Raw genomic sequence first — 25,056 nt, 5'->3', positions numbered from 1 at the left:
AGACGCACCCCGCGCCTTGGCGGGGGTGCGTCAGTGGTGATGGTCCTATTCTGCCAGCCAGCAGGACGCCAGTGCCAATCCTCCCATGAGTTCGCCGGCAGGATGCGGCGTGAAGCCGCCGATTTTCTCGGAAACCGCGTCGATCCAGTCGTTGAAGACGGGAATGATCGCACCACCTTCGTCACGGACGATCATGGCCATGTCGCGGTACATCGCCCGACGCTTGGCCTCATCGAGTTCGGCGCGAGCGGCGATGAGAAGCTTGTCGAAATCCGGACGGAAGAAACGGGTCTCGTTCCAGTCGGCAGTCGAGAGATAGGCCGTCGAGTATTGCTGGTCCTGCGTCGGCCGTCCGGTCCAATAGGAGGCCGAGAACGGGGCCTTGTTCCAAACGCTGGACCAGTATCCGTCGCCTGGCTCACGCCTGATCTCGATCGGGATGCCTGCCTTGGCGGCGCTTTGCTGGAAGAGCTGGGCGGCATCAACCGCACCCGGAAAGGCGACGTCTGAGGTCCGCAGCAGAATGGGATCGCTGTGGCCAGACTTCTTGAAGTGGAAGGCGGCCTTGTCGGGATCGAAGGCGCGCTGCTCGATATCATCCGAAAACAGCGGATATGCCGCGTTGACCGGAATATCGTTGCCGAGCGATCCGTAGCCGCTGAGGATCTTGTCGACCATCTCCTGGCGGTCGATGGCATATTTCAATGCCAGCCGCAGGTCGTTGTTGTCGAAGGGCGCGGTGTTGCATTGCGCGGCAAGGACGTAGTGCGCACTTCCCGCCACGTTCTGGATGGTTACACCGGGGATCCGCTTGATGAGTTCGACCACCTTCGGTTCGACCCGGTTCATCATGTGGATCTGCCCGCTCTGCAGCGAGGCCATGCGCGCGGTGGCGTCGTTGATGACGACGATCTCGACCTGGTCGGCATGGCCGCGGCTCGCGAGGTCCCAATAGCCGTCATAGCGCTCACCGACCTCACGCACGCCCGGTTCATGGGCGACGACCTTGTAGGGGCCCGTCCCGATACCCGCCAGCGGATCATCCTTGCCGCCGTTGGGCTGGATGACGAGATGATAGTCGGACATTACGAAGGGGAGGTCCGCATTGGCCTCCTTCAGGGTGATCACGAAATTGCCGCCGTCCACCTTGAGCGTGTCGATGCCGCGCAGCACGCCGAGCGCGCCCGACTTGCTCTCGGGACCAGCGTGGCGCTCGATGGTGGCGAGCACGTCGTTGGCATCGAGCTCCTTGCCGTTGTGGAAGGTCACGCCCTTGCGGATCTTGAAGGTCCAGGTCTTGGCGTCGGGCGAGGAGCCGTAGTCCTCGGCCAGCCACGGGATCAGCGAGCCGTCGGGGGCAACGTCGGTCAGTTTTTCGCCCCAACAGCGCGTGAAGGCGCCCCTGACCTGGTTGTTGATGCCCGCGGGATTGAGGTCGTCGGTGGAATCGCCGCCGACCAGGCCCGCCTTCAGCAGGCCACCCTTGATCGGTCCGGCGGCCCGTGCCGCACTGCCGAGCAGCGAATTTGCAAATGCGGCCGTCAGGCCCAAGGCCGCGGCGCGACCGAGGAAATCGCGGCGGCTCATCCTGCCGCGGACGGCCTGATGGCTGAGAAACTCAATTTCATTCGACATGACGTTCCCTCCCTGTGATTTTGATGGTGCGCGCGCGGGGCGCCGCATTCAGTAGTTCCACTCTCCCTTGCCGAGCCCGCGTACGGCTTCGACGATGCGCGTAAAACTGTCGCGGGCGCGGCTCACCGTGTGTCGTGCCCGCAGATAGCCGTGGACCAGTCCCTCCTCATTGAACCAGGCCGCCTTGCCACCTGACGCCCGCACGCGATCACGGTATTCTTGACCATCATCGGAAAGCGGATCGCACTCCGCCGAGATGATCACGGTCGGCGGCAGACCGGAGAAGTCGGGATCGACGAACGGCGCGTAGGTCGCATCCTTCGAAACGTCCTTTCCGCCGGTGCGCACGTCCTTGTAGAAGGCCATGTCGCGCACTGTCAGCAGCGGCGCCTCGGCATGGATGACGTAGGATCCCTTGGTCTGGTCGCCACCGAAGCCCGGATAGATCAGCACCTGGCCGATCGGCGCGTTGGCGTGGCCACGCACCGTGTGAGATACGGCCGCGGCGAGGATGCCGCCGGCGCTATCGCCACAAAGCAGGATCGGCCGGTCCTGCTGCGTGGCCGCCCATTCGAACGCGGCACGGCAGTCGTCATAGGCTGCAGGATGGACATGTTCCGGCGCGAGGCGGTAGTCGACCGAGACAACGTCATAGCCCGTGCGCGCGCAAATCTCGGCGCAGACGTCGTCGTGACTATCAAGCCCACCGACGACGAAACCGCCACCATGGAAATAGAGCACCCGCACCGCCTCGTCCGGTGCATTTCGTCGATAGGTCCGGATGGGGATGGCGTGCGTCGCCGTTTCGATCCTGGAATCCTCGGCCACCACGCCTTCCGGATAGCCGGCGTGGAATTCGCGGCACATGCGATCATAGGTGCGACGCTGCTCGGCGATGGAATGGTCAACCGCATCCGGCGGATAATAGGAGTTGGTGCGATCGATGAAGGCCCAGGTCTCGGTGTCGATCAGCTTTGAATAATCAGTCATCAATCCGCCTCTCCTAAATGAACCGCGTATCACGCTGAAGATGCGACACGCGCCGTGCTGTGTTCCTGAGCATGGGCCTGCTTTGCAGGTATTTCCCTGTCATTGCGCTTCGCGTGCGCTCATGATCCGATTGCCCGCACCCGGTCCAATGCCAATGTGCCGGCACCGGCAAACGGTAGATCCGGGAAATCCAAGCACCCCTCCCCAAAGTCCTCGCTCAGGTTGCTCATGGATGCTATATGCGCAGCGACTTCGTACACGCCGCAAAATCCGCATGAGACGATGCATATTACGCAATGAACTCGATATTCTCGCCGTCGTCGAACAGGCTGAAAATCACCCTTCTGGTCTTCCCTGAGTTCTCGCTCCTGTCCCTTGCAGCGACGCTGGAGCCGTTGCGGGCCGCAAATCGCGCCTCCGGCCATGACCACTACACCTGGCGGGTCGTCAGCGAGGACGGAAATCCGGTGGTCAGCTCGAGCGGCCTGCTTCTTCCGGTGCAGGGTCGATTCGAACTGGACGACAACGTCGATGCCTTGATCATATTGGCTGCGTTCAACGTCGCCAGGCACACGACCGCGCGTTTGCTCACCGGTATCCGTAAATTCGCGCAGCGTGGCATCGCAATCGGCGGCGTCGAATCCGGCTCCTGGGTTCTGGCACAGGCCGGCATCCTCGACGGTCGCCAAGCGACGACACACTGGGAGGATCTAGAGGATTTCGCAGCGCGTCATCCGCGGATAGATGTACGGCCGGACCGATTCGTGGTCGATGGCAACCGGTTCACGACCGGCGGAGCTTCACCGGCGCTGGACATGATGCTGCATCTCATTCGGGCGCGGCAGGGCTATTCGCTCGCCATGGATGTCGCCTCGATCTTTATCTATGAAGAGGTTCGTGCCGCTGGCGATCCGCAGCCGATGGTTTCCCTCGGAAAGCTGGACTGGAGTGAACCGCGCGTCTCCTCGGCAATAAGAGTGATGGAGAAGCGCATCGAACAGCCCGTTTCCATCCCTGCGATTGCTGACATCCTCGGCGTTGGCGAGCGCACGCTGGAGATGCTCTTCCTCCAGACAGTCGGGCTGTCCCCGCGCGACTACTATTTGAACTTGCGCATGAAGGAAGGACGGCGCCTGGTTCTCGATACCCACAAGTCCATCACGACGATCGCCATCCAGACAGGCTTCAGCTCCGCATCTACGTTTGCCCGCCGCTTCCGGGCGACCTTCGGTGAAAGCCCGCGACAGGCTCGGCAGCGATTGAAATCAAGAAAGTAGGGCGGAAGGCGAGGGCCCGGAAGAGCGGTCGCCCTTGCGAGACTTGCCCTTCCGGTGTCGGCGCTCCGGATCCGAAGCCGCTAAAACGTGTCGCGATCTTTCAGATTCGCTTGCCACGCTTTAGGTCCTTGGTCTTTCGCATGTCTTTGTCCCGAAACCGGTTCCACTTTCGGGAGACATGCTTAGGAAACGGCCTGGACCGCCCTGCCGATCCGCTCGAGCGTATCGACGATCTCCACCTCGGAAATGACCAGCGGTGGCGAGAACGAGATGCTCGATCCGCCCTTGAAGACAGTCGATACGCCTTCCTTGCGCAGTTCCGCCAGCATGTGGCGCTCGAAGTCCGGACCTGGCTCGCGGCCCATGGCCGGCAAGTCGAGCTCGATCGCCAGCAGAAGACCTTTGCCCCGCGCGCCCTTGATCGCCGGTATTTTCCGCGACAGGGCCGCGATCGCGTCGATGAACACCTGCTCACCGGCGGCGGCGGCGGCCACCAGCCCTTCGTTCTCGATGATCTCGATTGTGGTCAGCGCGGCGCGGGTGGTGAGCGGGTTCTTCTCGTGGGTGTAGTGGCCGAGGTCGAGCTCGGGCGCGATGTTGAGCCGGGCATCGGCGACGACCGCCGAAATCGGCAGCATGCCGCCGCCGAGCGCCTTGCCCAGCACCACGGCATCGGGCACCGTGCCGACGTTCTCGAACGCGAAGAACTTGCCGGTCTTGCCGAGCCCGGTGGGAATTTCGTCGAAGATCAGCAGCGCGCCGTGGCGGTCGCACAGCCGGCGCACCTCCGCCCAGAGCCCGTCGGGCGGCACGTGGCAGTTCGTTCTAATTGGCTCGGCGACGAGGCAGGCGATGCCGGTTTCCGAGGCGGCGAAGGCGGCCTCGATCTCGGACAGCATGCGGTCCGCGCCGCCCGGTCCCCAATAGGGGGCGACGTGGTGGCGTCCGGGCAGGAACGGTCCGAGCCGCGGGTCGATTTCGGCGCGTGACAGGCCGAAGGCGCCAAAACCGTGGCCGTGGTAGGACCCCTGCAGCGAAATCGTCTCGTGCCGGCCTGTGGCGACCCGGGCAAGCTTCATCGCGATCTCGATCCCGTCCGAGCCGCTGTTGGCGAACAGAACCTTTGCCGGTGCGCCGGGCCAATGGGAGAGCAGCTTCTCGGCGAGGCTCACAGCCGGCAGGTTGGTGAAGCGGCGCGGCGAGAAGGGCAGTTCGTCCAACTGCGCCTTCAAGGCGGCGACGAGGGTGGGATGGCCATAGCCGACGTGATGGGCGGTGTTGCCGTGCAGGTCGATCAGCCGATGGCCGTCGGTTTCCTCCAGCCAGATCCCGCCGACCGCGCGCAGCGCCGACTGGCAGGGCGAGGATCCGTGCTGGTGGAAGAACGCAATGCCGTCGCGCTCGGTGAGAATATCCGTCATCATGCTTTCTCCGGTCGGGCAAGAACGGCGCGCAGCCGCTCCGTCAGGGATTGAAGTCTGCGCCCGAAGCTGCGGGCGCGGTTGTTGGCTGGGTTGTCCAGCAGCCAGACCAGTGCCATGGCCGACAATGCCAGGACGAGCAGCAGCAAGCTCTTGGCGCCAGCGTAACCGAATTCCCCGGACGTGGCGTGATTGAAGATGGCCACCGACGCGAGCTTGTGATTGCCCGAGACGAGGAAGATCACCGAGGAGAGCGTCGTCAGCCCGTCGATGAAGACGTAGAGCGTTCCGAGAAGCAGCGCCGGCCGCAGCATCGGCAGGATCACCCGGGCGAAGCGAGACACCAGTCCGGCGCCGAGCCCCTCGGCGGCCTCTTCGATGGCCGGATCGAGCCCCTGCAGGGCTGCCCGCGCCGCCAGGACGCCGACGAACAGGTTGGAGAACAGGATGTTGAGCACGAGGATCGCGGAGGTGCCGGTGAGCGCCAGCGCCTTGATGCCGAAGGGCAGATTGAAGGCGATGATGTAGCCGATGCCGAAGATGATCCCCGGCACGATCGCCGGTGCCAGCGCGATGAAGAAGATGACGTTGGCGCCGGGCGGCCGCAGCCGCTCGATGACGTAGCCGACCACGATCCCGAGCAGGCCGCCGATCGGCGCGGCAATGACGGCCAGCGAGACGCTGCTCCACACCAGGCCCAGCCCGCGCTCCGAGCTGCCGTAGCCCGTTCCGGCAAGGCCGACATCGACGCCGGTGGCGGTGAAGTAGCCGAGCGTAAAGCTCCAGTCGACGCCCCACACGCGCACCACCGCACCGAGCGCCATCGTCACGTAGATGGCAAGGATGACGAGCGCGACGGTCGTCGTCAGCCCCGACAGGGCGACACGCCAGCCAAGCGGAAGCGCCAGCTCGGAACGGCGCCCGCCCGCGCCGGTGCTCGCATAGCGCTTCCGCCGCCCGACGCTCTCGAGCATCAGGTAGATGAGCAGGGAGGGAACCAGCAGCCACACGCAGATGGCGGCAGCCAGCGGGGTGTTCTGGAAGGCGGTGATCTGGTCGTAGATCAATTCGGCCAGCACCGGCATGTCGTGGCCGAGCAGCATCGGGTTGCCGAAATCGGTGAGACTGAGGATGAACACCAGCACCACGGCCCGCTTGATCGCCGGCCAGGCCATTGGCACGGTGACCCGCGAAAAGGTCTGCGCGTGCCGCGCGCCGAGATTGGCCGATGCCTCGTCGAGATTGCCATTGTGCTTGCGCATGACGTTGTCGAAGACAATGAAGGCGGCCGGCATGAAGGCGAGCGTCTGGGCGATCAGCACGCCGGCGAAGCCATAGATGTTGGACTTCTCGGCGTCGATCATGCCGAGCCACTGGTCGAGAAACGTGTAGGTGGCGAGCCCGCGTCGCCCGAACAGCATCACCGTGGCGGTGGCGATGAGGACAGGCGGTGCCACCAGCGGGGTGAGCAGCACGGCGCGCGTCACGCCAGGCCAGCGTACGCCGCCGAAGTTGACGCCATAGGCCAGCGCGAAGGCAAGCGATACCGTGGATAGCATGGCGCAGAAGGCGAGCTTGAGGCTGTTGAACGCGGCGGTGCGCAGCTGGCTGTCGCGCGTCACCTCGAGATAGTTGTCGAGGCCGAACCGCGTCTCGGAGCCAAGGCGCAACTCGTCGAAGCCGGCCGGGCCGAGAGCGTCCTTGACCTTGAAGGCCAGTGCAACCCGCTTGTGCAGGGCGACATGGGCGATCGGGTAGGCTTCGTCGAAACCCACGCGCTCATCCGTCGACAATGCCGACACGGCAGCCGCGACCCTGACGCTCTGATCGCTGTAGGCTGCCTTGCGGTCCCAGGTCACGGGGATGCCGGCCAGTTCGAAGGCGGCTGCGGTCGCATCGACCGTTTCCGCCTCCGTGGCCGTCGTGACCCAGCGGTCCATCGTCGCGGCCCGCTCGAGCGGCGGCATCGCATCGAGTGCGTTCGTGGTGACGACGCTCATCCGCTCGAGCGTCATCGGCCCGCGGATGACGAAGCTTTCGACCAAAACGGTGCCGAGCGGATAGGCGATGAACAGCACCAGCACCGCCGCAACGATGGCGGAGAGCACGATGCCGGGGAAATTTCGCGCCGAGACGGTCATCAACGGTTTCCGTCAGGGAGGATGCAGCAATGCGCGGCGCTCGGCTGCACGCGCACGGGCAGGCCGGGGTGCAGGATGAGGTCGCTGGCAGCCGAAGGCCGGTCGGCAACGACGGTGCGACCCGATTCCAGCCTCACCTGCAGCCGCAGATGCGCGCCGCAGAAGGTCGCCGTCACGATCCGGCCGGCAAATCCGGGTTGATCGGGCGCGGCGATCGCAAGATGTTCGGGCCGGTAGATGGCCGTCGCACGGCTGTTCGGCAGGGCGGTCGAGGGCAGGATTGCCGGCCACACTTCGCCATCGGCCTCGATGCCCGACCCGATTGCGACCCCTTCGATGACGTTTGAGACGCCGACGAACTCGGCGACGAAGCGTGTCTTGGGCCGATGGTAGATCTCCGACGGCGTGCCGACCTGCTCGATCCGGCCATTGGCCATCACGGCGATCCGGTCCGACAGGGCGAACGCCTCCTCTTGGTCGTGGGTCACATAAAGCGTCGTGAGACCGAGCCGGTTGACCAGGACGCGCAGGTCGGTCCGCAGTTTGGCGCGGATCCGGGCATCGAGCGCCGACATCGGCTCGTCGAGCAACAGGACTTCGGGCCGCGACGCCAGCGCCCGCGCCAGGGCGACGCGCTGCTGCTGGCCACCGGAGAGTTCGTGCGGGTAGCGGTCCAGCAGGTGGTCCAGCTCCACAAGGGTCGCAAGCTCCCGAATTCGGGCGCGCATTTCCGGGCGCGCCGTCGACTTGATGGCATCCGAGAACCCGATGTTGTCGGCGACGGTCTTGGTTGGGAAAAGTGCGTAGGACTGAAAGACAAAGCCCATCTGCCGCTTCGACGGCGGTTGCCCGGTGACATCGTCCCCCGCCCGCAGGACCCGTCCGGAATCGGCGGTCACGAAGCCGGCAATGATGCGCAACAGCGTGGTCTTGCCGCAGCCGGAGGCGCCAAGAAGGCTGACGAACTCGCCTCGGCCAAGGTCGAGGCTGACATCGTCGACGGCCGCCGAGCCGCCGAAGATCTTGCGGATGTTGCTGACACGGATATGCGGCTGGCCCCCGTGGGGGACCAGCCGTTCGGCCGCGATCGGTACCGAAATATTCATGACTTGCTGAGAATGCGAGTGTTGAACTCGGTCCGGAATTCGTCGATGGAGACCGGGCGACGCATGTTCCAGAGCGTTACCTTCGACAGGTCGACGAGACCGTAACCGGGCACGGCGGTGGCTCCGACGACCTTGCCGAGCACTTCGGCGGCGTCCTTGCTGGCCATGAAGTCGAGGAACAGCTTGGCTTCTTCCGGGTTCGGCGCGCCGGCCACCAGGCCACCACCTTCGGTGACGTTGGGGGTAATGCCGCTGTAGACGACTTCCACCGGGCGGCCGGAGGATTTCAGCTGGTAGCAGGTCGTATCGAAGCTGATGCCGATCGCGACTTCGCCGGTGGCTGCGAGTTCGGCGCCGCCCGATCCGCCTTCCGAATACTTGAAGACGTTCTCGTTGAGGTTCTCGACGAACGGCCAGCCGAACGCGTCGACGAAGGTCGTGTGGATGGCGCCGCCGGTTCCCGACTTCATCGGCGAGGGAAGCGAGATTTCATTGTCGTAGACCGGCTTCAGAAGGTCTTCCCAGCTGTTGGGCATCGGCAGCTTCTTGCTCGCCAGCCGCTCGGTGTTGACGACCATGCACATCGTCGTGGCGAAGTGCTTGTTGTAGAAGCCGTCCGGATGACGGAACTGTTCGCTGATCAGCGAGTCCTTGGGCTCATAGGGCTCGAAGACGCCGGCGGCGGTCAGCTGGTCGAGTGCGGTATTGTTGACCAGGTAGACGACGTCCGCCTGCGGGTTGGCCTTCTCGGCAATGGCGCGTTCGGTAATCGGGCCCGTCGAACCGGAGACGAACTTGACCTCGATGTCGGGGTGCTTGGCGCGGAACGCTTCGACGAGCGCCGTGTTGACGCTGTCCGATGCGTTGTAGATGACGAGCTCCTTCGCCAGGGCGGCCGTGGAGGTGAGTGCAAGGCACGCAACCGCCGTCGTCAGTCGTGTCAGATTGGATTTCATGATTGCCATTGTGGATCTCCGTACGACCAGTGCGCGATATTGACTGGCGTGTTATAATTCTTACTTAGTTTCGTGACAGGCATATGAAGCGAAACTTATAGCGGGAGGATGGGCGGGATGAACTTCGCGCAGCTACGGGCATTTCATGCGGTTGCCGTGACGGGCACATTTTCGGCGGCGGCCCAGGCGCTGGGGGTCAGCCAGCCTGCCGTTACCCAGCATGTAAAATCCCTTGAGGACAGCTGCGGCGCGCGCCTGTTCGTGCGGAGCGGTGGCACGATCGAGCTGACGGCGGACGCCCTGGACCTGCTGCCCATGGTTCGCGAGGTCATGCTGACGATCGACGACATCGCTGCGCGGCTGGAGGACAGCCGATCGCTGCGGTCCGGCTACCTGTCTCTCGGTGTGTGCTCGCCCTGCCTCGTCATGCCCATCCTCGAACGCTTCTCGGCGCGATTTCCCGGCGTGCGGGTCGATGTGCGGATGGAGAACTCCAGCCAGTTGCTGGATCTCGTCGCCAGCCATCGGGTCGACCTTGCACTTGCGACGCTGACGGAAGAAGTGCCGGAGTTTCTGTGCCGCCATCTGGTCGATCAGAGCGTCCTCGTCATCGTGAACGAGGGGCACCCCTGGTGGGGCCGAGCCAGCGTTTCCGTCGACGAACTGGAGGGGAAGACATTCGTATTGCGCGAAGAACGGTCGATGACGCGTCAGCTTTTCGAGCGCGGCCTTTCGCGGGCTTCGGTCAACATCGTGCCGCGCTTCGTGCTGGGCAGCCGCGAGGCGGTGAAAGAGGCGGTCGCCGCCGGCCTCGGCGCGGGCATCGTCCTCAGTCGTGAACTCGGATTTGACCGACGTCTGCGCGGCATTCCGGTTACGGATGCGGACATGTCCGCTGGCGAATACATCGTCGCCCTGCCGAAACCTGGTGCGAAGGGCGCGATCCGCGAATTCATGGACATCGCGGAAGAGGTTTTCCCCTCCGCCTGAAGAGACGCCGAGAAGACTGACGACCCATTTCGAAGGCACGGTTCTACTGCGGCAGTATCGCTATGCCGGCCTTCCGCAGTCCATCGTAAAGTTGCTGCTGGTCCTGGGGGCGGTGGACGCGCAGTGCCACTTCCTTTCGGAGGTCATTCAAAAATTGCGGCGCGTGCGTCTCCAGCCAGTTGCGCTCCTCGTTTGCTTGCGCAAGCTTGCCCTGCTGGCTGAGAATGGCGGTCAGGATGAGGTGGTAGACCGCGTTCTCACGCAGGTCCGCCAGGCGGGCCCACCGTTCGGCGCCGCTGTAATCCCCGTCGATGTAGGAGCAGATTGCCAGCGCCATTTGAAAATACCCCATTGGCCCTGGATTCCGGCCAACCGTCTCGGCGACTATGCCGCAGCCACGCTGCCACTGTCCGGACAATGCCAGCCGAAAACCATACTCTCCGCTCAGTTCCGTATCGTTCGGATTGATCCGGAAGGCGCGCTCGCCCACGGCGAGCGCCGTCTCGACGTCGCCTTGGAAGAACCGGGCAAGCATTTCGGCCTGTAGGGCGCGAACATTTTCGGGGTCGAGCTCCACCGCGCGCTCGGCCGCCTGGATCGCCAGGTCGAGCAGTGGCGGCGACGGCGGTTCCAGACGGTAACGGAAGCGAAGTTCGTCGATATAGGTGAGCGACAGAAGCGCCCATGCCGTAGCGTAGTTCGGAAAATGCTCCACCGTCTCCTTCAAGCAGCTTTGAACCGAGGCGTGCGTTTGCGGACTAAGATCCGCCCGATAGCCATAATAGGACAGGGTGCAGGCGTAGGCTTTCCAGTTGCTCGGGGGCGCCTGCAGCATCTGCGCCGCGTCGGCCTGGAAAATGACGCCGTAGGGTTGGGCGAGGGCGGTTGCGACTGCGCGCGCCACATCGGATTCCATATCCAGCAGCTGGCGCACGCCAAGGTCGGCATCGAAGCTTCCAGTCCAGACGACGGAGTTGTCGGCCCGGCTGAGGAGACGAGTGGTGAGCCGGAGCTTGTCATTGTCGGCCCGGACACGGCCCTCGAGCGCATAGAGCGGCAGGTCGTTTCTCGTCGCCCGTTCTTTCACGCCGCCATCGTCCGGCCGGCCGGCAATGACCGAGATCTCCTTGAACCGGGCCATTTGCCCGATGACCTCGTCGGTTAGTCCTCTGGCAATCATCGCAGATTCCCGCGTGCCGGTGAGATCCTCGAACGGCCTGACGACCACCTGCGGCATGTCCGGTACGGCACTTGCAGGTGGGTTCGATTCGGGGCTCCGGAACTCCCATCGCGCCAGGTTGGCCAGCAGGGCCATGCCGGCAATCGCCAAGGCCACGATACCAACGATCGACCATGGTATTTTAGGTGCCCGCACGCCAAGCCAACTCCGCTCGTGGCGGGGGGCCGGCGTCCCTGGCTCCACGCCGGTGAAGCGGGTGAAGACCGGAACATACCCGCCCTTGGGCATCGTAATGAGGATCGGGTCCTTCTGCCCCGCCAGGAGGTAGTAGCGTTCCAGCGCGCGTCGGACGCGGCCTGCCTCGATCCGCACGACCGGATCGTTCTGCGCATCGAAGGTTGCGTCCCGGCCGAAAACCTCGATGGCGATGGAATAGGCCTTGATCCTGTCGGCCCGCCCCTGCAGTGCCTCTTGGACCACATAGGTCAGGAACTTGTGAGCCCGGTCGGGCGCGTCAAACGCCGAACTCGACCGGATTCGCGCCAGTTGGTCCTCAATCTCACTGTTTGTCGGCGGCGTAGAGACGTCCGCGGGGGCGCTTTGTGGAAATGCCAGACTCACATCCATTCCTCTCATCGCGACGCATGACAAGACTGCGAGGATTAACGCCTGTATGTTCAAGTATATTACGTCAATCGCTGACGATGACGCAATATCATCATCTTAGTATCAGCATTGCAGGTTGCGTCTGGCCGGAGAAATCGCCATGACTGTATCGGGGCAAGATGAAGGACTGGCTTCTGCGCTTCGACGATTTCCGACCCATTCCGCGCAAATCCGCCATCTGATCGAGCGTAACGAGAGCTTCCGCGCGATGTGCGATGATCTTGCAATCGCCGAGCGGGCCTTGCTTTCGGTCGATCGGCTGCCCAGCGCCATCCGCGACGAACGGCGCATCGAATTTACCCAGATGGTGGATAGCCTCGCTGTTGAAATCGAACGCTGTTTGAGCCGGATCAAGGTGGTTTTCCAGCGCGGAACGATCTAAAGCGCTTCGCGATTTTTCAAAGTTCGCTTGTCAGGCTTTAGGTCCTTGGTCTTTCGCAGGTCTTTGTCCCGAAACCGATTCCCACATTCTGGAGACATGCTGTCGTTGGTCGTTCCGCTGTCCGGAGAAGAGCGCGCGACGCCTGTAGCCTCGTCTCACGGACACCACGATTGTCGTTGTCCGGTCCAGGGACGCGCCAGCCCCCTTTCGACGAGGGCGTCGCCGATTGACCTGCCGTCCCGACGCACGATGCGCAACTTTCGGCCATGCTGGTCCTCGCCGATCGGCGCCCATGTCTCCAACTCGAACCTGCCCGCGTTGAGCAGCACCCGCAGTGCCTCCTTGGCATCCCCACCGAGGAGCCGCTCGCGATCGCATTTTGCTTCCTTGGTCGCCGGCACGTAGATGTCGGCCATGCGGATTGTCGCGCCGCGGTAAATGAAGTTTCCACCATCGACGATGCAGTTGTCCTGCTTGATCCCGCAATAGAAGAAGGTGATGTCGCCGGTGCCAGTCTCGCCTGTGGTCGCGGGCTGTCGCGCCGGCTTTTGAACCGGCGCTGGCCGCGATAATCGAGGTGCTGCGGGGGCCGCTCGGGCGGTGGTGGTTGTCTCCGCGGCCTTTCGTGCGCGATCGGAAGGGCTGAGCCGCTCGGCAAGGGAGGGCAGGTTCTCCCGCGCGACGATGGCCCCCACCATCAGGAGGCCGAGGAGATACCAGGGCCACATTCGACCGCGCGCGGATGCGCGCCGGCGAGTTCCGTTGCTTCTGCGTTTTCGCGGCTTCTTGGGGGGCATTCTCTGGGGTCCGGAATCGGGATTGGTGCGGTTGCGGTAGCTAGCCTTGCCGCCATCGGCATGTCAAAGCCCCAATGAGGGGGCAGGCCGTCTGACGGTCCGCGTTCCGCGCTGCGATGACAGGCGTAAAGAATATGTTACTTCCGCCGTAAGGGTTTTGTGTTCATCTGGCGTTCAGAAAAGGCCACCTCGCCGCTCGCCGGTGCTATGGTCCGATCAGTAGATGGAGGGCCGAGATGATTCGTACCACCCTGTCCCTGGCGGTGTTTGTCACATTTGTCGCCGTCATGGTTGGATTGGCGTTTGTTCCCGAGCTTGTCGACATCCATTTCGCAGCGAACGAGGTCGAGCAGGCCGCCGTTGTGGAATAGGTGATCACTGAGCGATTGCATCGCCTCGCGCGCGTCATCACCAGGCCCGGGCAGTTGGGTACAGCGGCTTACGTGTCCGTCAACAATTCGATCTAGACTGCCCAATTCCGCTTGGAACACACCCTGATTGCAACTAAGCTCTCAGCGGTGGTGCTAGCTCCACCCCTACAAATGTCCCAAACCTGTGCCTCCCCGGCGCCCGCGCGCAGCGCCGGGCTCTTCCTGCGACCTTTCGATGCCGGTCGACGGAAGTTCAGGAACTTCCCGGACGTTTTCCCGTTTGACCATCAAAGGACTTCCGGCAACTTGACCGCGCTGACCGCTCGACAGAGCGAGATGGATGGAGGCAGGCATGGCGAATTTTGATGCTCAGGGCCAGATCACCGCTCTCCGGGAAGAAATAGAAAAGCTGCGTCAGGAACTCGCGGCACAATCGGCCGAAACCTACGAGGACATCCGCAACCGGGCCGGGAACGCAGGTCGATCCGTGCGTGCAGCAATGCGAACGGGCGCCGACTATGTCCGCTCGGAGGGGGCCGCTGCGGCTGGCGCGGCGCGCGAACACCCCGCTGCCGTCTCGACGCTTGTGCTGATGGCCGGTCTTGCAGGCCTGATGCTCGGCTACCTTCTCGCGTCCGAGCCGCCGTCACCCAGCAAGTACAGCAGGTATTGGCGACACTGAGGTTGCCGTCAAACAGAAGGGAAGCGCATCGGCAAGGGCCCTTGTGAGAGGCGGCGTGCAATCAACGCCGCCGCAGGCCGAACAGATAGCCGACGAATGCAGCGCAGAGCAAAGCCGACAGCGGATTGGCCGCAACTCCGGCGCGCACATCTTCCCGCAGCGAGTTGACCTGCGAAACTGCATAGCGACCGCTGCGCGCGGCAAGGATTCCGAGCGATTCCCTGAGGCGGGCCACTTCTTCTTTCAGCAGCTCGATCTGTTCCGCGATCTCTGCCTTTGCCGCTTCCGCATCGACGTCCTCGGTCGTCCCGGTTACTCCCGTCGCCTTGTTCCGACCGCGAACGACATCGAGCGGTGCGCGCGGGTTGGTCTTATTCTCGTCCGTCATGTCCGAATCTCCTGCAACGGCTAGTTTTGCCAAAACTCGAAAGACCGGCATCGGGTTCCAAAGGGACGGCACCGGATCACCGGTGGATGATTAACTCTTTATTTACCAAATTCGCCGATGTTGGGCCAATCGGAACCAGCGGACCCGTCATACGGTTGTTACCGAGACAAGTTACAAGGACCGCATCGGGCGCTCGCCATCGAAGGCGACAAATCGGTTTGTTCCTGACGCTGACCACGGATGTACTGGCAGTGTACGGGCATTCTCCCGGCGAGACCGGGAATGAGGAAGCGGGGTGAGATGACCCCGCTTTTTTCATATCCGCAGTTCCCTTTTTCCTGTCCGCACCCCCCCCCGGGGGCTCGCACAAGCTTTCGCAGTATTGCACAAACAAAAAACCCGGCCGATGGCGGCCGGGTCTGATGAGTCTGATGAACTGAGTGGTCGCAGCTTACTGGGCAGCCGGAGCGGTCTCAGGCGCAGCCGGTGCGGCACCCTCAGCCGGAGCAGCTTCGGTCGCTGCCGGCGCAGTACCTTCAGCCGGAGCAGTTTCGGTTGCGGCCGGAGCAGCGCCTTCGGCAGCCGGGGCGGCTGCCGCGCCTTCCGCCGATGCGTCCGGAAGCGGTGCCGGGCTGTCGGACAGCGTGCGCAGATAGGCGATCAGGTTGGCGCGCTCGTCGTCCTTCTTCAGGCCGGCAAAGCCCATGGCCGTTCCGGCGATGTACTTCTTCGGCGCGGCGAGGAAGTGATTGAGATGGTCGAAGTCCCATACCTGCTTGCCGTCCTCCGCAAAGGTCTTCATGCCGGCCGAGTAGCTGAAGCCTTCATGCGAGGCGATCGGGCGGTTGACGACGTCCCAGAGATCGGGGCCGACCTTGTTCGGTCCGCCCTTCTCTCCGCTGTGACAGGCTGCACACTTCTTGAAGACGGCTTCGCCGGCTGCGGCATCCGCGCTCGCCAGCAAGGTGGCGATCGGCGTCGCGGCTGCTTCGGCTGCGCCGCCCTCGTCTGCGGCTTCCCCTCCGCTTTCCGCGGCAGCGATCACAAAGCCTTCCTTTTCTGGGGCGGCCGAGTGGAAGATGCCTTCCGATGCGATGGATACCGACATCAGCACGAAAACCGTGCCGAGAAGGGCACCCACGCCCATGTTCACATAAGAGTTCATCCGCAGCTCCCCTGGGAGCCGGCGCATCGCAGCCGGCCAGTCTTGAAATCGCGCGGAACCTATGTCTTTTGCTGCTTCGTTGCAACAGTGATTGTGCAGCGGCTGATGAGACGATTTGACACTTTTTGCGTGCTTTTTGAAGGTTAGGACATGAATCCTCCGAATTTTGAAGAAACGCTCGTGCTGATCCCGGCCCGCATGGCCTCGACGCGCCTGCCCGGCAAGCCGCTTGCCGATATTTGTGGCTTGCCGATGATCGTGCAGGTCGCCAAGCGGGCGGCCGAGTCCGGCGCCGGCCGCGTGGTGGTGGCGGTCGACCATCAGGAAACCTTCGACGCGGTCGCCGCCGCCGGCTTCGAGGTGGTGATGACGAAGGTCGACCATCAGTCGGGCTCCGACCGCATCTACGAAGCGCTGTTGAATTGCGATCCGGACCAGCGGGCACGGTTTGTCATCAACGTCCAGGGCGATCTGCCGACGATCGATCCCGCGACGATCCGGGCCGCGTTGAACCCGCTTGCCGATCCGTCGACCGACATCGCCACGCTGACCACCGAGATCACGGATCCGGACGAGAAGACAAATCCGAACGTCGTGAAGGTCGTGGGCTCGCCCATCGGCAGCAGCCGGCTGCGGGCGCTCTATTTCACGCGCGCCACCGCGCCCTATGGCGACGGGCCGCTGTATCACCATATCGGCCTCTACGCCTACCGGCGAAAGGCGCTGGAAACCTTCGTTTCGCTTCCGCCGTCGACGCTGGAAAAACGTGAATCACTCGAACAGCTGCGTGCCCTGGAAGCAGGGTTGCGCATCGATGCGGAGATCGTTGACACCGTTCCGCTTGGTGTCGATACTCCCGCCGACCTCGAGAAGGCGCGCAAGCTGCTCGCGGCCGCGGCCCGCTGACAGCCCCCTAAATGGATCGACCCATGATACAGAAGAACAACAAGATCGCCTTCCAGGGGGATTTCGGCGCCAATTCCGACATGGCCTGCCGGGACATGTTCCCGCAGATGGAACCCTTGCCCTGCCAGACCTTCGAGGAGGCCTTTCTTGCCGTCGAGAACGGCGACGCCGATCTGGCGATGATCCCGATCGAGAATACGCTTGCCGGCCGCGTCGCCGACATCCATCACCTTCTGCCGGAGTCGCGCCTTCATATCGTCGGCGAATACTTCATGCCGATCCGCTTCCAGCTGATGGTCCTGCCGGGTGTCGTGAAGGACGAAATCCGCACTGTCCACAGCCATATCCATGCGCTCGGCCAGTGCCGCAGGATCGTGCGCCTGAACGGATGGAAGCCGGTGATTGCGGGAGATACCGCCGGGGCGGCAAAGCTCGTGTCCGAAACCGGGGACCGCAGCATGGCGGCTCTTGCCCCGCGTCTGGCCTCCGAGCTCTATGGCCTCGAGATCATCGCCGAGAACGTCGAGGATTCGGAGAGCAACGTCACCCGTTTCGTGGTGCTGGCCCGCGAGCCGAGCGTCCCTGCCCGCGCCGAGCCCGACGAGGTGATCGTCACCACTTTCGTTTTCAACGTCCGCAACATCCCGGCGGCGCTCTACAAGGCGCTCGGCGGCTTTGCCACCAATGGCATCAACATGACGAAGCTGGAGAGCTACCAGATCGCCGGCAAGTTCTACGCGACCCAGTTCTATGTCGATATCGAGGGCCATCCGGACGACGCAAACGTGCGCCGGGCGCTGGAAGAGCTGGGCTTCTTCTCCGAAAAGGTGCGCATCCTCGGATCCTACCGGGCGCATTCCATGCGCGGTCAACTTTGAAAAGCCAAAGCCTGTCGCCGTGCAGCGACAGGCCCTTTGCTTGCAGACCCGAAAGGCCGGGGTGCGAGCCAAACTATCGGAAGTTCGACATCGTCCAGGGCGCAACGGGCTGCTGCGATTGCTCGCATGAGACGCGCCCGGATGGTGATCGCCAGTCGATGAAGCCGATGTCGCGGCGCAGGTACTCCGGCATCGCCTCAAGGTCGAGGCGCGGGCAGCGTGCCGTTCGCATGGGCCGGCCGATTGCATCGACAACTCGCGAAAGGAATGTTCGCCGCTGCTTTGCGGGCCGTCCAACAGGTGCGAAGCGCGCCGAAGCACAGGGCCCGGAAGGATTGAGGGTTGCGATCATTTCGTCCTCCATTCACGCTTGAATGGTATGGATCATAGCGGATCATGCTGACAGATTATGGCAGTAGCCTCGCGTCGGGGCAGATTAATCCTGGGTGCTGCCGACCTGCTCCTCTTGCCGCTCCCGCCAATCCTTGAGGAGAATGGCCCGCCGACGAGGGTAACGCTCGTCTTGAGGAACCATCTCGATGATGCGATCGGTGCGAAAGTGGCGGAAATCCTGCCTCAGTTCGCACCAGGCCACCACCACGCGCACCTGCTCATAGTAGCTGAGCGCGAACGGCCAGATTCGGCGGACTGACACCGCGCCGGTTTCGTCGGAGTAGGTAAGGTTCAACATGCGCTCGCTGCGGATTGCCTTGCGGATGGCGCCGAGATCGGCCTTTGCCTCGATCGGAGGGCGAAGGTTGACGAGAAGTGTCGATGCTTCCACCGCCTCCCGCATCTCCGGCGGTAGGACGTCGGCGATCTTTGCGAGAGCATCGGCGCCGGCGGTCGCGAGGCGCGGATCGGCAGCGCGCGCGACCCAGCGCGAGCCAAGCACAAGCGCCTCGATCTCGTCTTGCGAGAACATCATGGGTGGCAGCATGAAACCGGGCTTCAGGACATAGCCCACTCCCGGCTCGCCATCGATCAGCGCCCCCTGCGCCTGCAGGCTGGCGATATCGCGGTAAAGCGTTCGGATGCTGACGCCCGTTTCTGCCGCGAGCGCGGCGCCGCTCACCGGACGGCGGTAGCGGCGCATCGTCTGCAGCAGGGTCAAGAGGCGTTCCGAGCGCGCCATTGCCTCCAAGCCTATGGGGTCGGCCAGTCGAGCCAGTCGCGCATCAGACGGTGGGCGATGGCACCTTTCGGCGGCGAGATCGTCGCCCCGGTTGCCGGATCGACGCTTGCGGTGCGGGCGAGCAATTCCACGGTTTCGGCTCGCGTGAACCAGCGGCAGTCCTCCAGTTCCTGCTCGTCGCGGTGGATCTCGAAGGATTTCGCCTCCGCATAGCAGCCGATCATCAGCGAATGTGGCATCGGCCAGGGCTGCGAGGCGTGGTAGCGCACCCGCCCGATCCGGATGCCGGACTCTTCCAGCGTCTCCCGGCGCACCGCATGCTCGATCGTCTCGCCGGGCTCGACGAAGCCGGCCAGGCACGAATACATGCCTTCGGGGAAATGGTACGACCGGCCGAGCAGGCAGCGATCGCGTTCGACATCGATTGTGAGCATGATGGCAACGGGGTCGGTGCGCGGAAAGGTCTGATGGCCGCAGGCGGTGCAGACCCGGCGATATCCGCCGATCTCCATGCGGTTGGCCGCGCCACACCGGCCGCAGAAGCGGTTGTTGCCGTTCCAGGTCAGCAGGCTGGAGGCCTGTGCGAACTGGCCGAGCAGGTCGTCGTCGAGCATCTGCTGGCGATAGAGGGTGCGTCCGTCGGCCGCCTTCAACGGTTCGTGCAGCGCGTCAGGGTCGGCGCGGACCGGCACGGCGAGCCGCGGCTCACCGTTCTTGAGGTAGCCCAGCAGGATCGTTTCCTCGACGATCGGGTCCAGTCCCGAAAGCTCGTAAGGGGCGAAAAGCGGATCGATGATCTTCTCGTCGTGCTTGACGACCAACTTGCCGCCGGCCAGGGCGAAAGCATGCACGCCATCGGTCTCGAAGGCGCGGTCCACACAGTCCTCCGCCCGGTATTCCGAGCGCCGGTCCAGGCTGTTCTCGGCAAAGGCGACCATGGTGCTGGGTTCGGCGTGCGGAAGGTGTCGGTCGAAGATCGATGATGTCATGAGCCCAGGTGTTCCAGCAGCTTGGCGGTGAAGGCAGCCTTGTTGTCCGCGTCCCAGGCCTCTGCTGATCCAAAGCCCCAGACGGGGCCGGGCCAATTGGGGTCTCCTTCGTTGCGGGCGATGATATGAACGTGGAGCTGTCTGACGATATTGCCGAGCGCGCCGACATTGATCTTGGTGGCGCCGGTGGCGCGCTTCAGCGCATCGGCGACGAGATTGATCTCGAAAGTCAACATCGTCTGATCGAGCGGGGTGAGCTCGAAGATTTCGCAGACATCTGCCCGCTGCGGCAAGAGCACGAGCCAGGGCCAGCGCGCGTCATTCATCAGGCGCAGTTCGCAAAGCCCGATCCTCGTCAGCATCTCGCTGTCGCGTGCCAGCCGCTCGTCCGCCTCGAATGCGCTCAATGTTTCGCTCCCGTTGTTTCGCCCCACTGCGAGTCATGCCACGGGTTCGTCATCCGCTCCAACAGTTTTTTGCCGCGCCGCCTTGCATTCTGATGCATTATTGCCGATATGGAAACCGGGAGGTTGGTGGTGGACGAGCCACTCGCCAACCGGGTCAGGTCCGGAAGGAAGCAGCCCTAACGAGCCCGGCACGGGTCATCGTGCCAGCCTCCCACCTAACGTCCTGTCGGGACGCGATTTTCAAGCGATGCGGCAGGGGCGATGAGCGAAGACACACCACTTCCGTCAGGTGAAAAGCCCGCCGCATACCGGGTTCTGGCGCGAAAGTACCGTCCCAAGGATTTCACGGATCTGATGGTCGGCCAGGAGCCGATGGTCCGCACGCTCACCAACGCCTTCGAGACCGGCCGCATTGCACAGGCCTACATGCTGACCGGTGTGCGCGGGGTCGGCAAGACGACGACGGCGCGCATTCTCGCGCGTGCCCTCAACTACAAGACCGCCGAGATCGACCGGCCGACGATTGACCTGAAGGTCCTCGGCGAACACTGCCAGGCAATCATGGAGGGCCGGCACGTCGACGTGATCGAGATGGACGCGGCGTCCCACACCGGCATCGACGATATCCGCGAGATCATCGAGCAGGTGCGCTACCGCCCGGTTTCTGCCCGCTATAAGGTCTACATCATCGACGAAGTGCACATGCTCTCGACGCAGGCCTTCAACGGCCTGCTGAAGACGCTCGAGGAGCCGCCGGAGCATGTAAAGTTCATCTTCGCGACGACGGAAATCCGAAAAGTTCCGATCACGGTGTTGTCGCGCTGCCAGCGCTTCGACCTGCGCCGCATTGCAGCCACCGACCTCGTCGGGCTGTTTTCGACGATCCTTGAGAAGGAAGGCGTGCAGGCGGAGCCGGATGCGCTCGCCATGATCGCGCGTGCCGCCGAGGGGTCCGCCCGCGACGGGTTGTCGCTGCTCGACCAGGCGATCGCCCACGGCGCGGGCGTGGTGGAAGCGGCGGCTGTGCGCTCCATGCTCGGCCTTGCCGATCGCGCTCGTATCGTCGACCTGTTCAGCCATGTCGTCCGCGGCGACGTGGCCGCGGCCCTTGCCGAATTTACCGCCCAGTACGAGGCCGGCGCCAGCCCGCCGGTGGTCCTGACCGACCTTGCCGATTTCACCCATCTTGTCACCCGCATGAAATACGTGCCCGACGCGGCAAATGACCAGTCGCTGAGCGAAATCGAGCGCGTGCGCGGTGCGGAGCTGGCCCAGAGCGTCGCCGTCAGCGCCCTGTCGCGCATCTGGCAGATGCTGCTGAAGGGCATTCCGGAGACGGAAGCCTCGAGCCGACCGGCGGGCGCCGCCGAAATGGTGCTGATCAGGCTCGCCCACGCCGCGCATTTGCCGTCACCGGAGGATGCCGCTCGGCGTCTGGCCGAGCTTGCAAACGGGAGTGATGGCGGAAACGGGCAACGCGCACCCTCGGGCAACGGCTATTCCGGTGGGACTCAGGCATCGTCACAGCCGCCTGTTTCTGCCGTAGGGCGTTCCCCGGAGCAGCCGACGATGCGTGCCGGCAACGGTGGGGCAACCATGCTGCGGGCGGTGCCGGCCGGTGATCCACTGCCGCAGGTGGTGCCAGCGATCGAACAGCGTCCGGACCCTGTCGAGGCCGCGCCTGTGGTAAAGGTTCCGGTGCGATCGCTCGAGGATATCGCCGAGCTTTGCACGAAAAATCGCGACATCCGCCTGCGCGCGCTGCTTCGCAACTTCGTCCGTCCGGTGAAATTCGAGCCAGGCCGTGCGGAGATCGGCCTTGCCGACGACGCGCCGAAAGCGCTGGTCGGCGACCTGCAGCGGCGTCTTGAGGAATGGACCGGCATCCGCTGGATGGTGATCGTTTCCCGCGAAGCCGGCGGGCCGACACTTGCGGAAGCCGAGGCGAGAGCGCAGGAGCAGCGGGTCGCCGATGCGCGCCAGGACCCCGATGTGGCTGCCATCCTGCAGCGGTTCCCGGGTGCGAAAATCACCGACGTGCGCATCAAGGCACCGCCGGTCGAAAGCGAGACGATCGAAGTGGCGGCTGCCGCCGAGTCCGCCGAGGGTGACATCCTGCCCGGTGACGACATAGAGTTCTGACGGTCTTAATACGAAATACGGAAGGAGCGACCGATGCGCGACATCATGGGCATGATGGGCAAGGTCAAGGAAATGCAGGCCAAGATGGAGAAGATGCAGGAGGAGATCGCCGCGCTCTCCGTCGACGGCACCTCCGGCGGCGGTCTCGTCACGGTCACGCTCGATGGCAAGGGCAACATGAAGGGGCTGAAGATCGATCCGTCCATGTTCAAGGAGGACGACGTCGAGATTCTCGAGGATCTCATCGTTGCCGCGCACAAGGATGCCAAGGACAAGGCCGAGGCGCTGGCAGCCGAAAAGACCAAGGCCCTGACGGCCGGTCTGCCGATCCCGCCCGGCTTCAAGATGCCGTTCTGAAACGCGTCCCCTCCACGCGAGCCGCATAAAGGCCGCGCTGCCGCTTAGGCAGCTGCCATCTTCGATGTCTGCCTCGGCGAACATACGAGGCCGCATGAGCGACGCGCTGGCGTGCATGCGGTCCGCTCTCCGATGCCAATTTCATGAAAAAGTCCAGCTTTCGCGATTTCAGTTCCGCACTGATTTGCGATAGAAGCAGCCCATGGCAAAACGCGTCACCGGTCCGGAAATCGAAAAACTCATTCAGCTGCTCGCCAAGGTGCCGGGGCTTGGCCCGCGTTCCGCCCGGCGGGCGGCGCTCCATCTTGTGAAGAAGAAAGACCAGCTGCTGGGGCCGCTGGCCGAGGCGATGGGTGAGGCGCATCGCAAGGTGCGCATCTGCTCCTGCTGCGGCAATGTCGACACGATCGATCCTTGCACGGTCTGCATCGATGAGCGCCGCGACCGGTCGGTGATCATCGTTGTCGAGGATGTGTCCGATCTCTGGGCGCTGGAGCGGGCCGGCGCCATGAATGCCGCCTACCACGTGCTTGGCGGCACGCTCTCGCCGCTCGACGGCGTCGGCCCGGACGATCTCAACATCCGCGGCCTGATCGATCGCGTCACCGCCGGCGGCATTCGCGAGCTGATCATTGCGGTGAATGCGACCGTCGAAGGCCAGACGACCGCGCACTACATCACCGATCATCTGCAGGGCCTTGACGTGAAAATAACAAGGCTCGCCCACGGCGTGCCGGTTGGCGGCGAGCTCGACTATCTCGACGAGGGCACGCTGACGGCGGCCCTGCGTGCCCGTACGACCATCTGAGAGGGAACTGGATGACAGCTGCGAACATCAAGGCAGGAACCCTTGTGCGCATCGCCCGAGGCGCCATCGCCCTTGGCGTGCTGCTGGCGCCCGTGGCGGCCCATGCCGTCTCGAAGGCCGACGTCGAAACGCAGTTCCAGGCCTGGCTGCAGCGCGACCTCTGGCCCGAGGCTTCGGAGGCCGGCGTCTCGCAGAAGGCCTTCAAGGCTGCCTTTGACGGCGTGCGCCTGAACTGGGACCTCCCCGATCTCGTGCCGCCCGGCGCCGCGCCGAAGAAGGAGCAGAAGCAGAGCCAGGCCGAGTTCTCTTCGCCGGGCGCCTATTTCTCCGAGAAGCGTTTGCAGGGGCTTGCTGCGAGTGGGCGCACGCTGGCGTCGACCCATGCCGCGACGTTGCGCAAGGTCGAGCGGACCTATGGCGTGCCGGGCGAGATAATCCTTGCGGTGTGGGGGCGCGAATCCGGCTTCGGGCGCGCCGATATCCCGCATCCGGCTGTCGAAGTGCTGGCGACCAAGGCCTTCATGTCGACGCGCAAGGACATGTTCCGGCGCGAATTGATTGCCGCCCTGCACATCATCGACGGAGGCGACCGTGCCCCGGCGCAGCTGAAAGGCTCGTGGGCCGGCGCGATGGGCCAACCGCAGTTCATGCCGACCAGCTATCTCAAATACGCCGTCGACTTCGACGGCGACGGCGTCCGCGACATCTGGAACTCCGTGCCTGACAGCCTCGCCTCGATTGCCAACTACCTGCGCGAGAAGGGTTGGGAGCCGGGCCGCGGCTGGGGCTACGAGGTGCGCATTCCCGAGGGCGTCTCCTGTGCGCAGGAAGGACCCGATCTCGCAAAGCCCATCGGGGAATGGGCATCCGCCGGCATCGAACGCATTTCGGGCAAGGGCTTTTCGAAGACGGAGGGCCGGGCCTCCGGCATGATGCTGGTGCCGGCCGGCCGGCACGGTCCGGAATTCATTGTCACGCCGAATTTCTATGTGATCAAGGAGTACAACAACTCCGATCTCTACGCGCTCTTCATCGGCAATCTTGCGGATCGCATCGCCTATGGCAACGGCCCCTTCCAGGGCGGCTGGGGCGACGTCGGCAAGATGATGCGCTCCGACGTGCTGGCCATGCAGAAGGCGCTGGTCGCCAAGGGCTACGACGTCGGCAAGGTCGATGGATTACCCGGCTACAAGACCCGCCGTTCGCTTGGCGACTGGCAGTCGAAGTCCGGCTTGGCACCCACCTGCTACCCCGATGTCACCTTGAAGGCCAGGCTGCGCTGACTTT

Annotated in this window: 24 protein-coding genes and 1 other RNA gene; 12 read left to right on the top strand and 13 right to left on the bottom strand. The window is 63.7% G+C overall.

Annotated elements, in window-relative coordinates:
• Nucleotides 1-45 precede the first annotated feature (45 nt).
• Complete coding sequence (locus tag J2Y48_RS02755; RefSeq protein WP_310412326.1) at nt 46-1,635, bottom strand: ABC transporter substrate-binding protein; 1,590 nt, start codon at nt 1,633-1,635, stop codon at nt 46-48.
• A 48-nt stretch (nt 1,636-1,683) separates the two neighbouring features.
• Nucleotides 1,684-2,625, bottom strand: a complete 942-nt coding sequence (locus tag J2Y48_RS02750; protein WP_310412323.1) for an alpha/beta hydrolase — start codon at nt 2,623-2,625, stop codon at nt 1,684-1,686.
• Nucleotides 2,626-2,921: 296 nt separating this feature from the next.
• Here J2Y48_RS02750 and J2Y48_RS02745 point away from each other — a divergent pair, with 296 nt between their 5' ends.
• Nucleotides 2,922-3,902, top strand: coding sequence for a GlxA family transcriptional regulator (locus J2Y48_RS02745; RefSeq protein ID WP_310412320.1), 981 nt, complete (start codon nt 2,922-2,924; stop codon nt 3,900-3,902).
• Nucleotides 3,903-4,084: 182 nt separating this feature from the next.
• On the opposite strand, the gene J2Y48_RS02740 is transcribed toward J2Y48_RS02745, so the two are convergent.
• Genes J2Y48_RS02740 through J2Y48_RS02725 form a run of 4 tightly spaced genes read right to left on the bottom strand, consistent with a single transcriptional unit; the run spans nt 4,085 to nt 9,535 of the window.
• On the bottom strand, nt 4,085-5,323 hold the full coding sequence (locus tag J2Y48_RS02740; RefSeq protein ID WP_310412317.1) for an aminotransferase class III-fold pyridoxal phosphate-dependent enzyme: 1,239 nt from the start codon (nt 5,321-5,323) through the stop codon (nt 4,085-4,087).
• Nucleotides 5,323-7,464 carry an iron ABC transporter permease gene (locus tag J2Y48_RS02735; RefSeq protein ID WP_310412313.1) on the bottom strand — a complete coding sequence of 714 codons (2,142 nt, stop codon included), beginning with the start codon at nt 7,462-7,464 and terminating at the stop codon, nt 5,323-5,325. The genes J2Y48_RS02740 and J2Y48_RS02735 overlap by 1 nt, the downstream gene beginning before the upstream one ends.
• Nucleotides 7,464-8,570: an ABC transporter ATP-binding protein gene (locus J2Y48_RS02730; protein ID WP_310412311.1), complete on the bottom strand. Its 1,107-nt coding sequence runs from the start codon at nt 8,568-8,570 to the stop codon at nt 7,464-7,466. The genes J2Y48_RS02735 and J2Y48_RS02730 overlap by 1 nt, the downstream gene beginning before the upstream one ends.
• Nucleotides 8,567-9,535 carry an extracellular solute-binding protein gene (locus J2Y48_RS02725; RefSeq protein ID WP_310412308.1) on the bottom strand — a complete coding sequence of 323 codons (969 nt, stop codon included), beginning with the start codon at nt 9,533-9,535 and terminating at the stop codon, nt 8,567-8,569. The genes J2Y48_RS02730 and J2Y48_RS02725 overlap by 4 nt, the downstream gene beginning before the upstream one ends.
• Nucleotides 9,536-9,643: 108 nt before the next feature.
• Between J2Y48_RS02725 and J2Y48_RS02720 the strand changes: the two genes are divergently transcribed.
• Complete coding sequence (locus tag J2Y48_RS02720) at nt 9,644-10,516, top strand: LysR substrate-binding domain-containing protein (RefSeq protein WP_310412305.1); 873 nt, start codon at nt 9,644-9,646, stop codon at nt 10,514-10,516.
• 43 nt (nt 10,517-10,559) lie between these two features.
• On the opposite strand, the gene J2Y48_RS02715 is transcribed toward J2Y48_RS02720, so the two are convergent.
• Nucleotides 10,560-12,317, bottom strand: a complete 1,758-nt coding sequence (locus J2Y48_RS02715; RefSeq protein ID WP_310412302.1) for a hypothetical protein — start codon at nt 12,315-12,317, stop codon at nt 10,560-10,562.
• Nucleotides 12,318-12,462: 145 nt separating this feature from the next.
• On the opposite strand from J2Y48_RS02715, the gene J2Y48_RS02710 reads away from it, so the two are divergent.
• Nucleotides 12,463-12,744 (top strand): hypothetical protein, encoded by a 282-nt coding sequence (locus tag J2Y48_RS02710; RefSeq protein ID WP_310412299.1) that lies wholly within the window; start codon nt 12,463-12,465, stop codon nt 12,742-12,744.
• A 155-nt stretch (nt 12,745-12,899) separates the two neighbouring features.
• On the opposite strand, the gene J2Y48_RS02705 is transcribed toward J2Y48_RS02710, so the two are convergent.
• The gene (locus J2Y48_RS02705) at nt 12,900-13,472 is read right to left on the bottom strand and encodes a thermonuclease family protein (protein ID WP_310412297.1); all 573 of its coding nucleotides are present in this window, start codon (nt 13,470-13,472) and stop codon (nt 12,900-12,902) included.
• Between the two features lie 305 nt (nt 13,473-13,777).
• Here J2Y48_RS02705 and J2Y48_RS02700 point away from each other — a divergent pair, with 305 nt between their 5' ends.
• Nucleotides 13,778-13,912, top strand: a complete 135-nt coding sequence (locus tag J2Y48_RS02700; protein ID WP_310412295.1) for a hypothetical protein — start codon at nt 13,778-13,780, stop codon at nt 13,910-13,912.
• Nucleotides 13,913-14,264: 352 nt separating this feature from the next.
• Nucleotides 14,265-14,594 carry a hypothetical protein gene (locus tag J2Y48_RS02695; protein ID WP_310412292.1) on the top strand — a complete coding sequence of 110 codons (330 nt, stop codon included), beginning with the start codon at nt 14,265-14,267 and terminating at the stop codon, nt 14,592-14,594.
• 61 nt (nt 14,595-14,655) lie between these two features.
• Here the strand turns inward: J2Y48_RS02695 and J2Y48_RS02690 are convergent, their stop codons facing one another.
• Nucleotides 14,656-14,982: a hypothetical protein gene (locus J2Y48_RS02690; RefSeq protein ID WP_310412290.1), complete on the bottom strand. Its 327-nt coding sequence runs from the start codon at nt 14,980-14,982 to the stop codon at nt 14,656-14,658.
• Nucleotides 14,983-15,433: 451 nt separating this feature from the next.
• Nucleotides 15,434-16,147 (bottom strand): cytochrome c family protein, encoded by a 714-nt coding sequence (locus J2Y48_RS02685; protein ID WP_310412287.1) that lies wholly within the window; start codon nt 16,145-16,147, stop codon nt 15,434-15,436.
• A 150-nt stretch (nt 16,148-16,297) separates the two neighbouring features.
• Between J2Y48_RS02685 and J2Y48_RS02680 the strand changes: the two genes are divergently transcribed.
• On the top strand, nt 16,298-17,053 hold the full coding sequence (locus tag J2Y48_RS02680) for a 3-deoxy-manno-octulosonate cytidylyltransferase (protein WP_310412284.1): 756 nt from the start codon (nt 16,298-16,300) through the stop codon (nt 17,051-17,053).
• A gap of 23 nt (nt 17,054-17,076) precedes the next feature.
• The gene (locus J2Y48_RS02675; RefSeq protein ID WP_310412281.1) at nt 17,077-17,931 is read left to right on the top strand and encodes a prephenate dehydratase; all 855 of its coding nucleotides are present in this window, start codon (nt 17,077-17,079) and stop codon (nt 17,929-17,931) included.
• A gap of 436 nt (nt 17,932-18,367) precedes the next feature.
• Here J2Y48_RS02675 and J2Y48_RS02670 read toward each other — a convergent pair whose 3' ends face one another.
• The 3 genes from J2Y48_RS02670 to J2Y48_RS02660 are packed head-to-tail and all read right to left on the bottom strand — an operon-like array spanning nt 18,368 to nt 20,462.
• A complete protein-coding gene (locus J2Y48_RS02670) occupies nt 18,368-19,066 on the bottom strand; it encodes a YafY family protein (protein ID WP_310412278.1) in 699 nt (232 codons plus the stop codon).
• 11 nt (nt 19,067-19,077) lie between these two features.
• Entirely contained in the window at nt 19,078-20,055 is a 978-nt protein-coding gene (nudC, locus tag J2Y48_RS02665) for an NAD(+) diphosphatase (RefSeq protein ID WP_310412276.1), read from the bottom strand.
• On the bottom strand, nt 20,052-20,462 hold the full coding sequence (locus J2Y48_RS02660) for an HIT domain-containing protein (RefSeq protein WP_405030142.1): 411 nt from the start codon (nt 20,460-20,462) through the stop codon (nt 20,052-20,054). The genes nudC and J2Y48_RS02660 overlap by 4 nt, the downstream gene beginning before the upstream one ends.
• 118 nt (nt 20,463-20,580) lie before the next feature.
• Between J2Y48_RS02660 and ffs the strand changes: the two genes are divergently transcribed.
• The 5 genes from ffs to J2Y48_RS02635 all read left to right on the top strand — a co-directional run bounded on the left by ffs (nt 20,581) and on the right by J2Y48_RS02635 (nt 25,052).
• An RNA gene (ffs, locus tag J2Y48_RS02655) (signal recognition particle sRNA small type) lies at nt 20,581-20,677 on the top strand.
• Nucleotides 20,678-20,723: 46 nt separating this feature from the next.
• Nucleotides 20,724-22,604 (top strand): DNA polymerase III subunit gamma/tau, encoded by a 1,881-nt coding sequence (locus tag J2Y48_RS02650; RefSeq protein ID WP_310412273.1) that lies wholly within the window; start codon nt 20,724-20,726, stop codon nt 22,602-22,604.
• A gap of 33 nt (nt 22,605-22,637) precedes the next feature.
• A complete protein-coding gene (locus tag J2Y48_RS02645) occupies nt 22,638-22,961 on the top strand; it encodes a YbaB/EbfC family nucleoid-associated protein (RefSeq protein WP_310412270.1) in 324 nt (107 codons plus the stop codon).
• Between the two features lie 202 nt (nt 22,962-23,163).
• Nucleotides 23,164-23,769: a recombination mediator RecR gene (gene recR, locus J2Y48_RS02640; protein WP_310412267.1), complete on the top strand. Its 606-nt coding sequence runs from the start codon at nt 23,164-23,166 to the stop codon at nt 23,767-23,769.
• 11 nt (nt 23,770-23,780) lie between these two features.
• Nucleotides 23,781-25,052 (top strand): lytic murein transglycosylase, encoded by a 1,272-nt coding sequence (locus J2Y48_RS02635; RefSeq protein WP_310412264.1) that lies wholly within the window; start codon nt 23,781-23,783, stop codon nt 25,050-25,052.
• The last annotated feature ends 4 nt before the right edge of the window (nt 25,053-25,056 follow it).

The organism is Mycoplana sp. BE70 (assembly GCF_031455855.1).
In the GTDB taxonomy this organism is placed as follows: Bacteria; Pseudomonadota; Alphaproteobacteria; order Rhizobiales; family Rhizobiaceae; genus Mycoplana.
Note: the sequence above shows the minus strand (reverse complement) of the source record. Positions and strands in the feature narration are given on the sequence as shown.

Coding starts and splice junctions, on each gene's coding strand:
- J2Y48_RS02755 (WP_310412326.1), bottom strand. CDS start 1,635: ATGTCGAATGAAATTGAGTTTCTCAGCCATCAGGCCGTCCGCGGCAGG.
- J2Y48_RS02750 (WP_310412323.1), bottom strand. CDS start 2,625: ATGACTGATTATTCAAAGCTGATCGACACCGAGACCTGGGCCTTCATC.
- J2Y48_RS02745 (WP_310412320.1), top strand. CDS start 2,922: ATGAACTCGATATTCTCGCCGTCGTCGAACAGGCTGAAAATCACCCTT.
- J2Y48_RS02740 (WP_310412317.1), bottom strand. CDS start 5,323: ATGACGGATATTCTCACCGAGCGCGACGGCATTGCGTTCTTCCACCAG.
- J2Y48_RS02735 (WP_310412313.1), bottom strand. CDS start 7,464: ATGACCGTCTCGGCGCGAAATTTCCCCGGCATCGTGCTCTCCGCCATC.
- J2Y48_RS02730 (WP_310412311.1), bottom strand. CDS start 8,570: ATGAATATTTCGGTACCGATCGCGGCCGAACGGCTGGTCCCCCACGGG.
- J2Y48_RS02725 (WP_310412308.1), bottom strand. CDS start 9,535: ATGGCAATCATGAAATCCAATCTGACACGACTGACGACGGCGGTTGCG.
- J2Y48_RS02720 (WP_310412305.1), top strand. CDS start 9,644: ATGAACTTCGCGCAGCTACGGGCATTTCATGCGGTTGCCGTGACGGGC.
- J2Y48_RS02710 (WP_310412299.1), top strand. CDS start 12,463: ATGACTGTATCGGGGCAAGATGAAGGACTGGCTTCTGCGCTTCGACGA.
- J2Y48_RS02705 (WP_310412297.1), bottom strand. CDS start 13,472: ATGTGGCCCTGGTATCTCCTCGGCCTCCTGATGGTGGGGGCCATCGTC.
- J2Y48_RS02700 (WP_310412295.1), top strand. CDS start 13,778: ATGATTCGTACCACCCTGTCCCTGGCGGTGTTTGTCACATTTGTCGCC.
- J2Y48_RS02695 (WP_310412292.1), top strand. CDS start 14,265: ATGGCGAATTTTGATGCTCAGGGCCAGATCACCGCTCTCCGGGAAGAA.
- J2Y48_RS02690 (WP_310412290.1), bottom strand. CDS start 14,982: ATGACGGACGAGAATAAGACCAACCCGCGCGCACCGCTCGATGTCGTT.
- J2Y48_RS02685 (WP_310412287.1), bottom strand. CDS start 16,147: ATGAACTCTTATGTGAACATGGGCGTGGGTGCCCTTCTCGGCACGGTT.
- J2Y48_RS02680 (WP_310412284.1), top strand. CDS start 16,298: ATGAATCCTCCGAATTTTGAAGAAACGCTCGTGCTGATCCCGGCCCGC.
- J2Y48_RS02675 (WP_310412281.1), top strand. CDS start 17,077: ATGATACAGAAGAACAACAAGATCGCCTTCCAGGGGGATTTCGGCGCC.
- J2Y48_RS02670 (WP_310412278.1), bottom strand. CDS start 19,066: ATGGCGCGCTCGGAACGCCTCTTGACCCTGCTGCAGACGATGCGCCGC.
- nudC (WP_310412276.1), bottom strand. CDS start 20,055: ATGACATCATCGATCTTCGACCGACACCTTCCGCACGCCGAACCCAGC.
- J2Y48_RS02650 (WP_310412273.1), top strand. CDS start 20,724: ATGAGCGAAGACACACCACTTCCGTCAGGTGAAAAGCCCGCCGCATAC.
- J2Y48_RS02645 (WP_310412270.1), top strand. CDS start 22,638: ATGCGCGACATCATGGGCATGATGGGCAAGGTCAAGGAAATGCAGGCC.
- recR (WP_310412267.1), top strand. CDS start 23,164: ATGGCAAAACGCGTCACCGGTCCGGAAATCGAAAAACTCATTCAGCTG.
- J2Y48_RS02635 (WP_310412264.1), top strand. CDS start 23,781: ATGACAGCTGCGAACATCAAGGCAGGAACCCTTGTGCGCATCGCCCGA.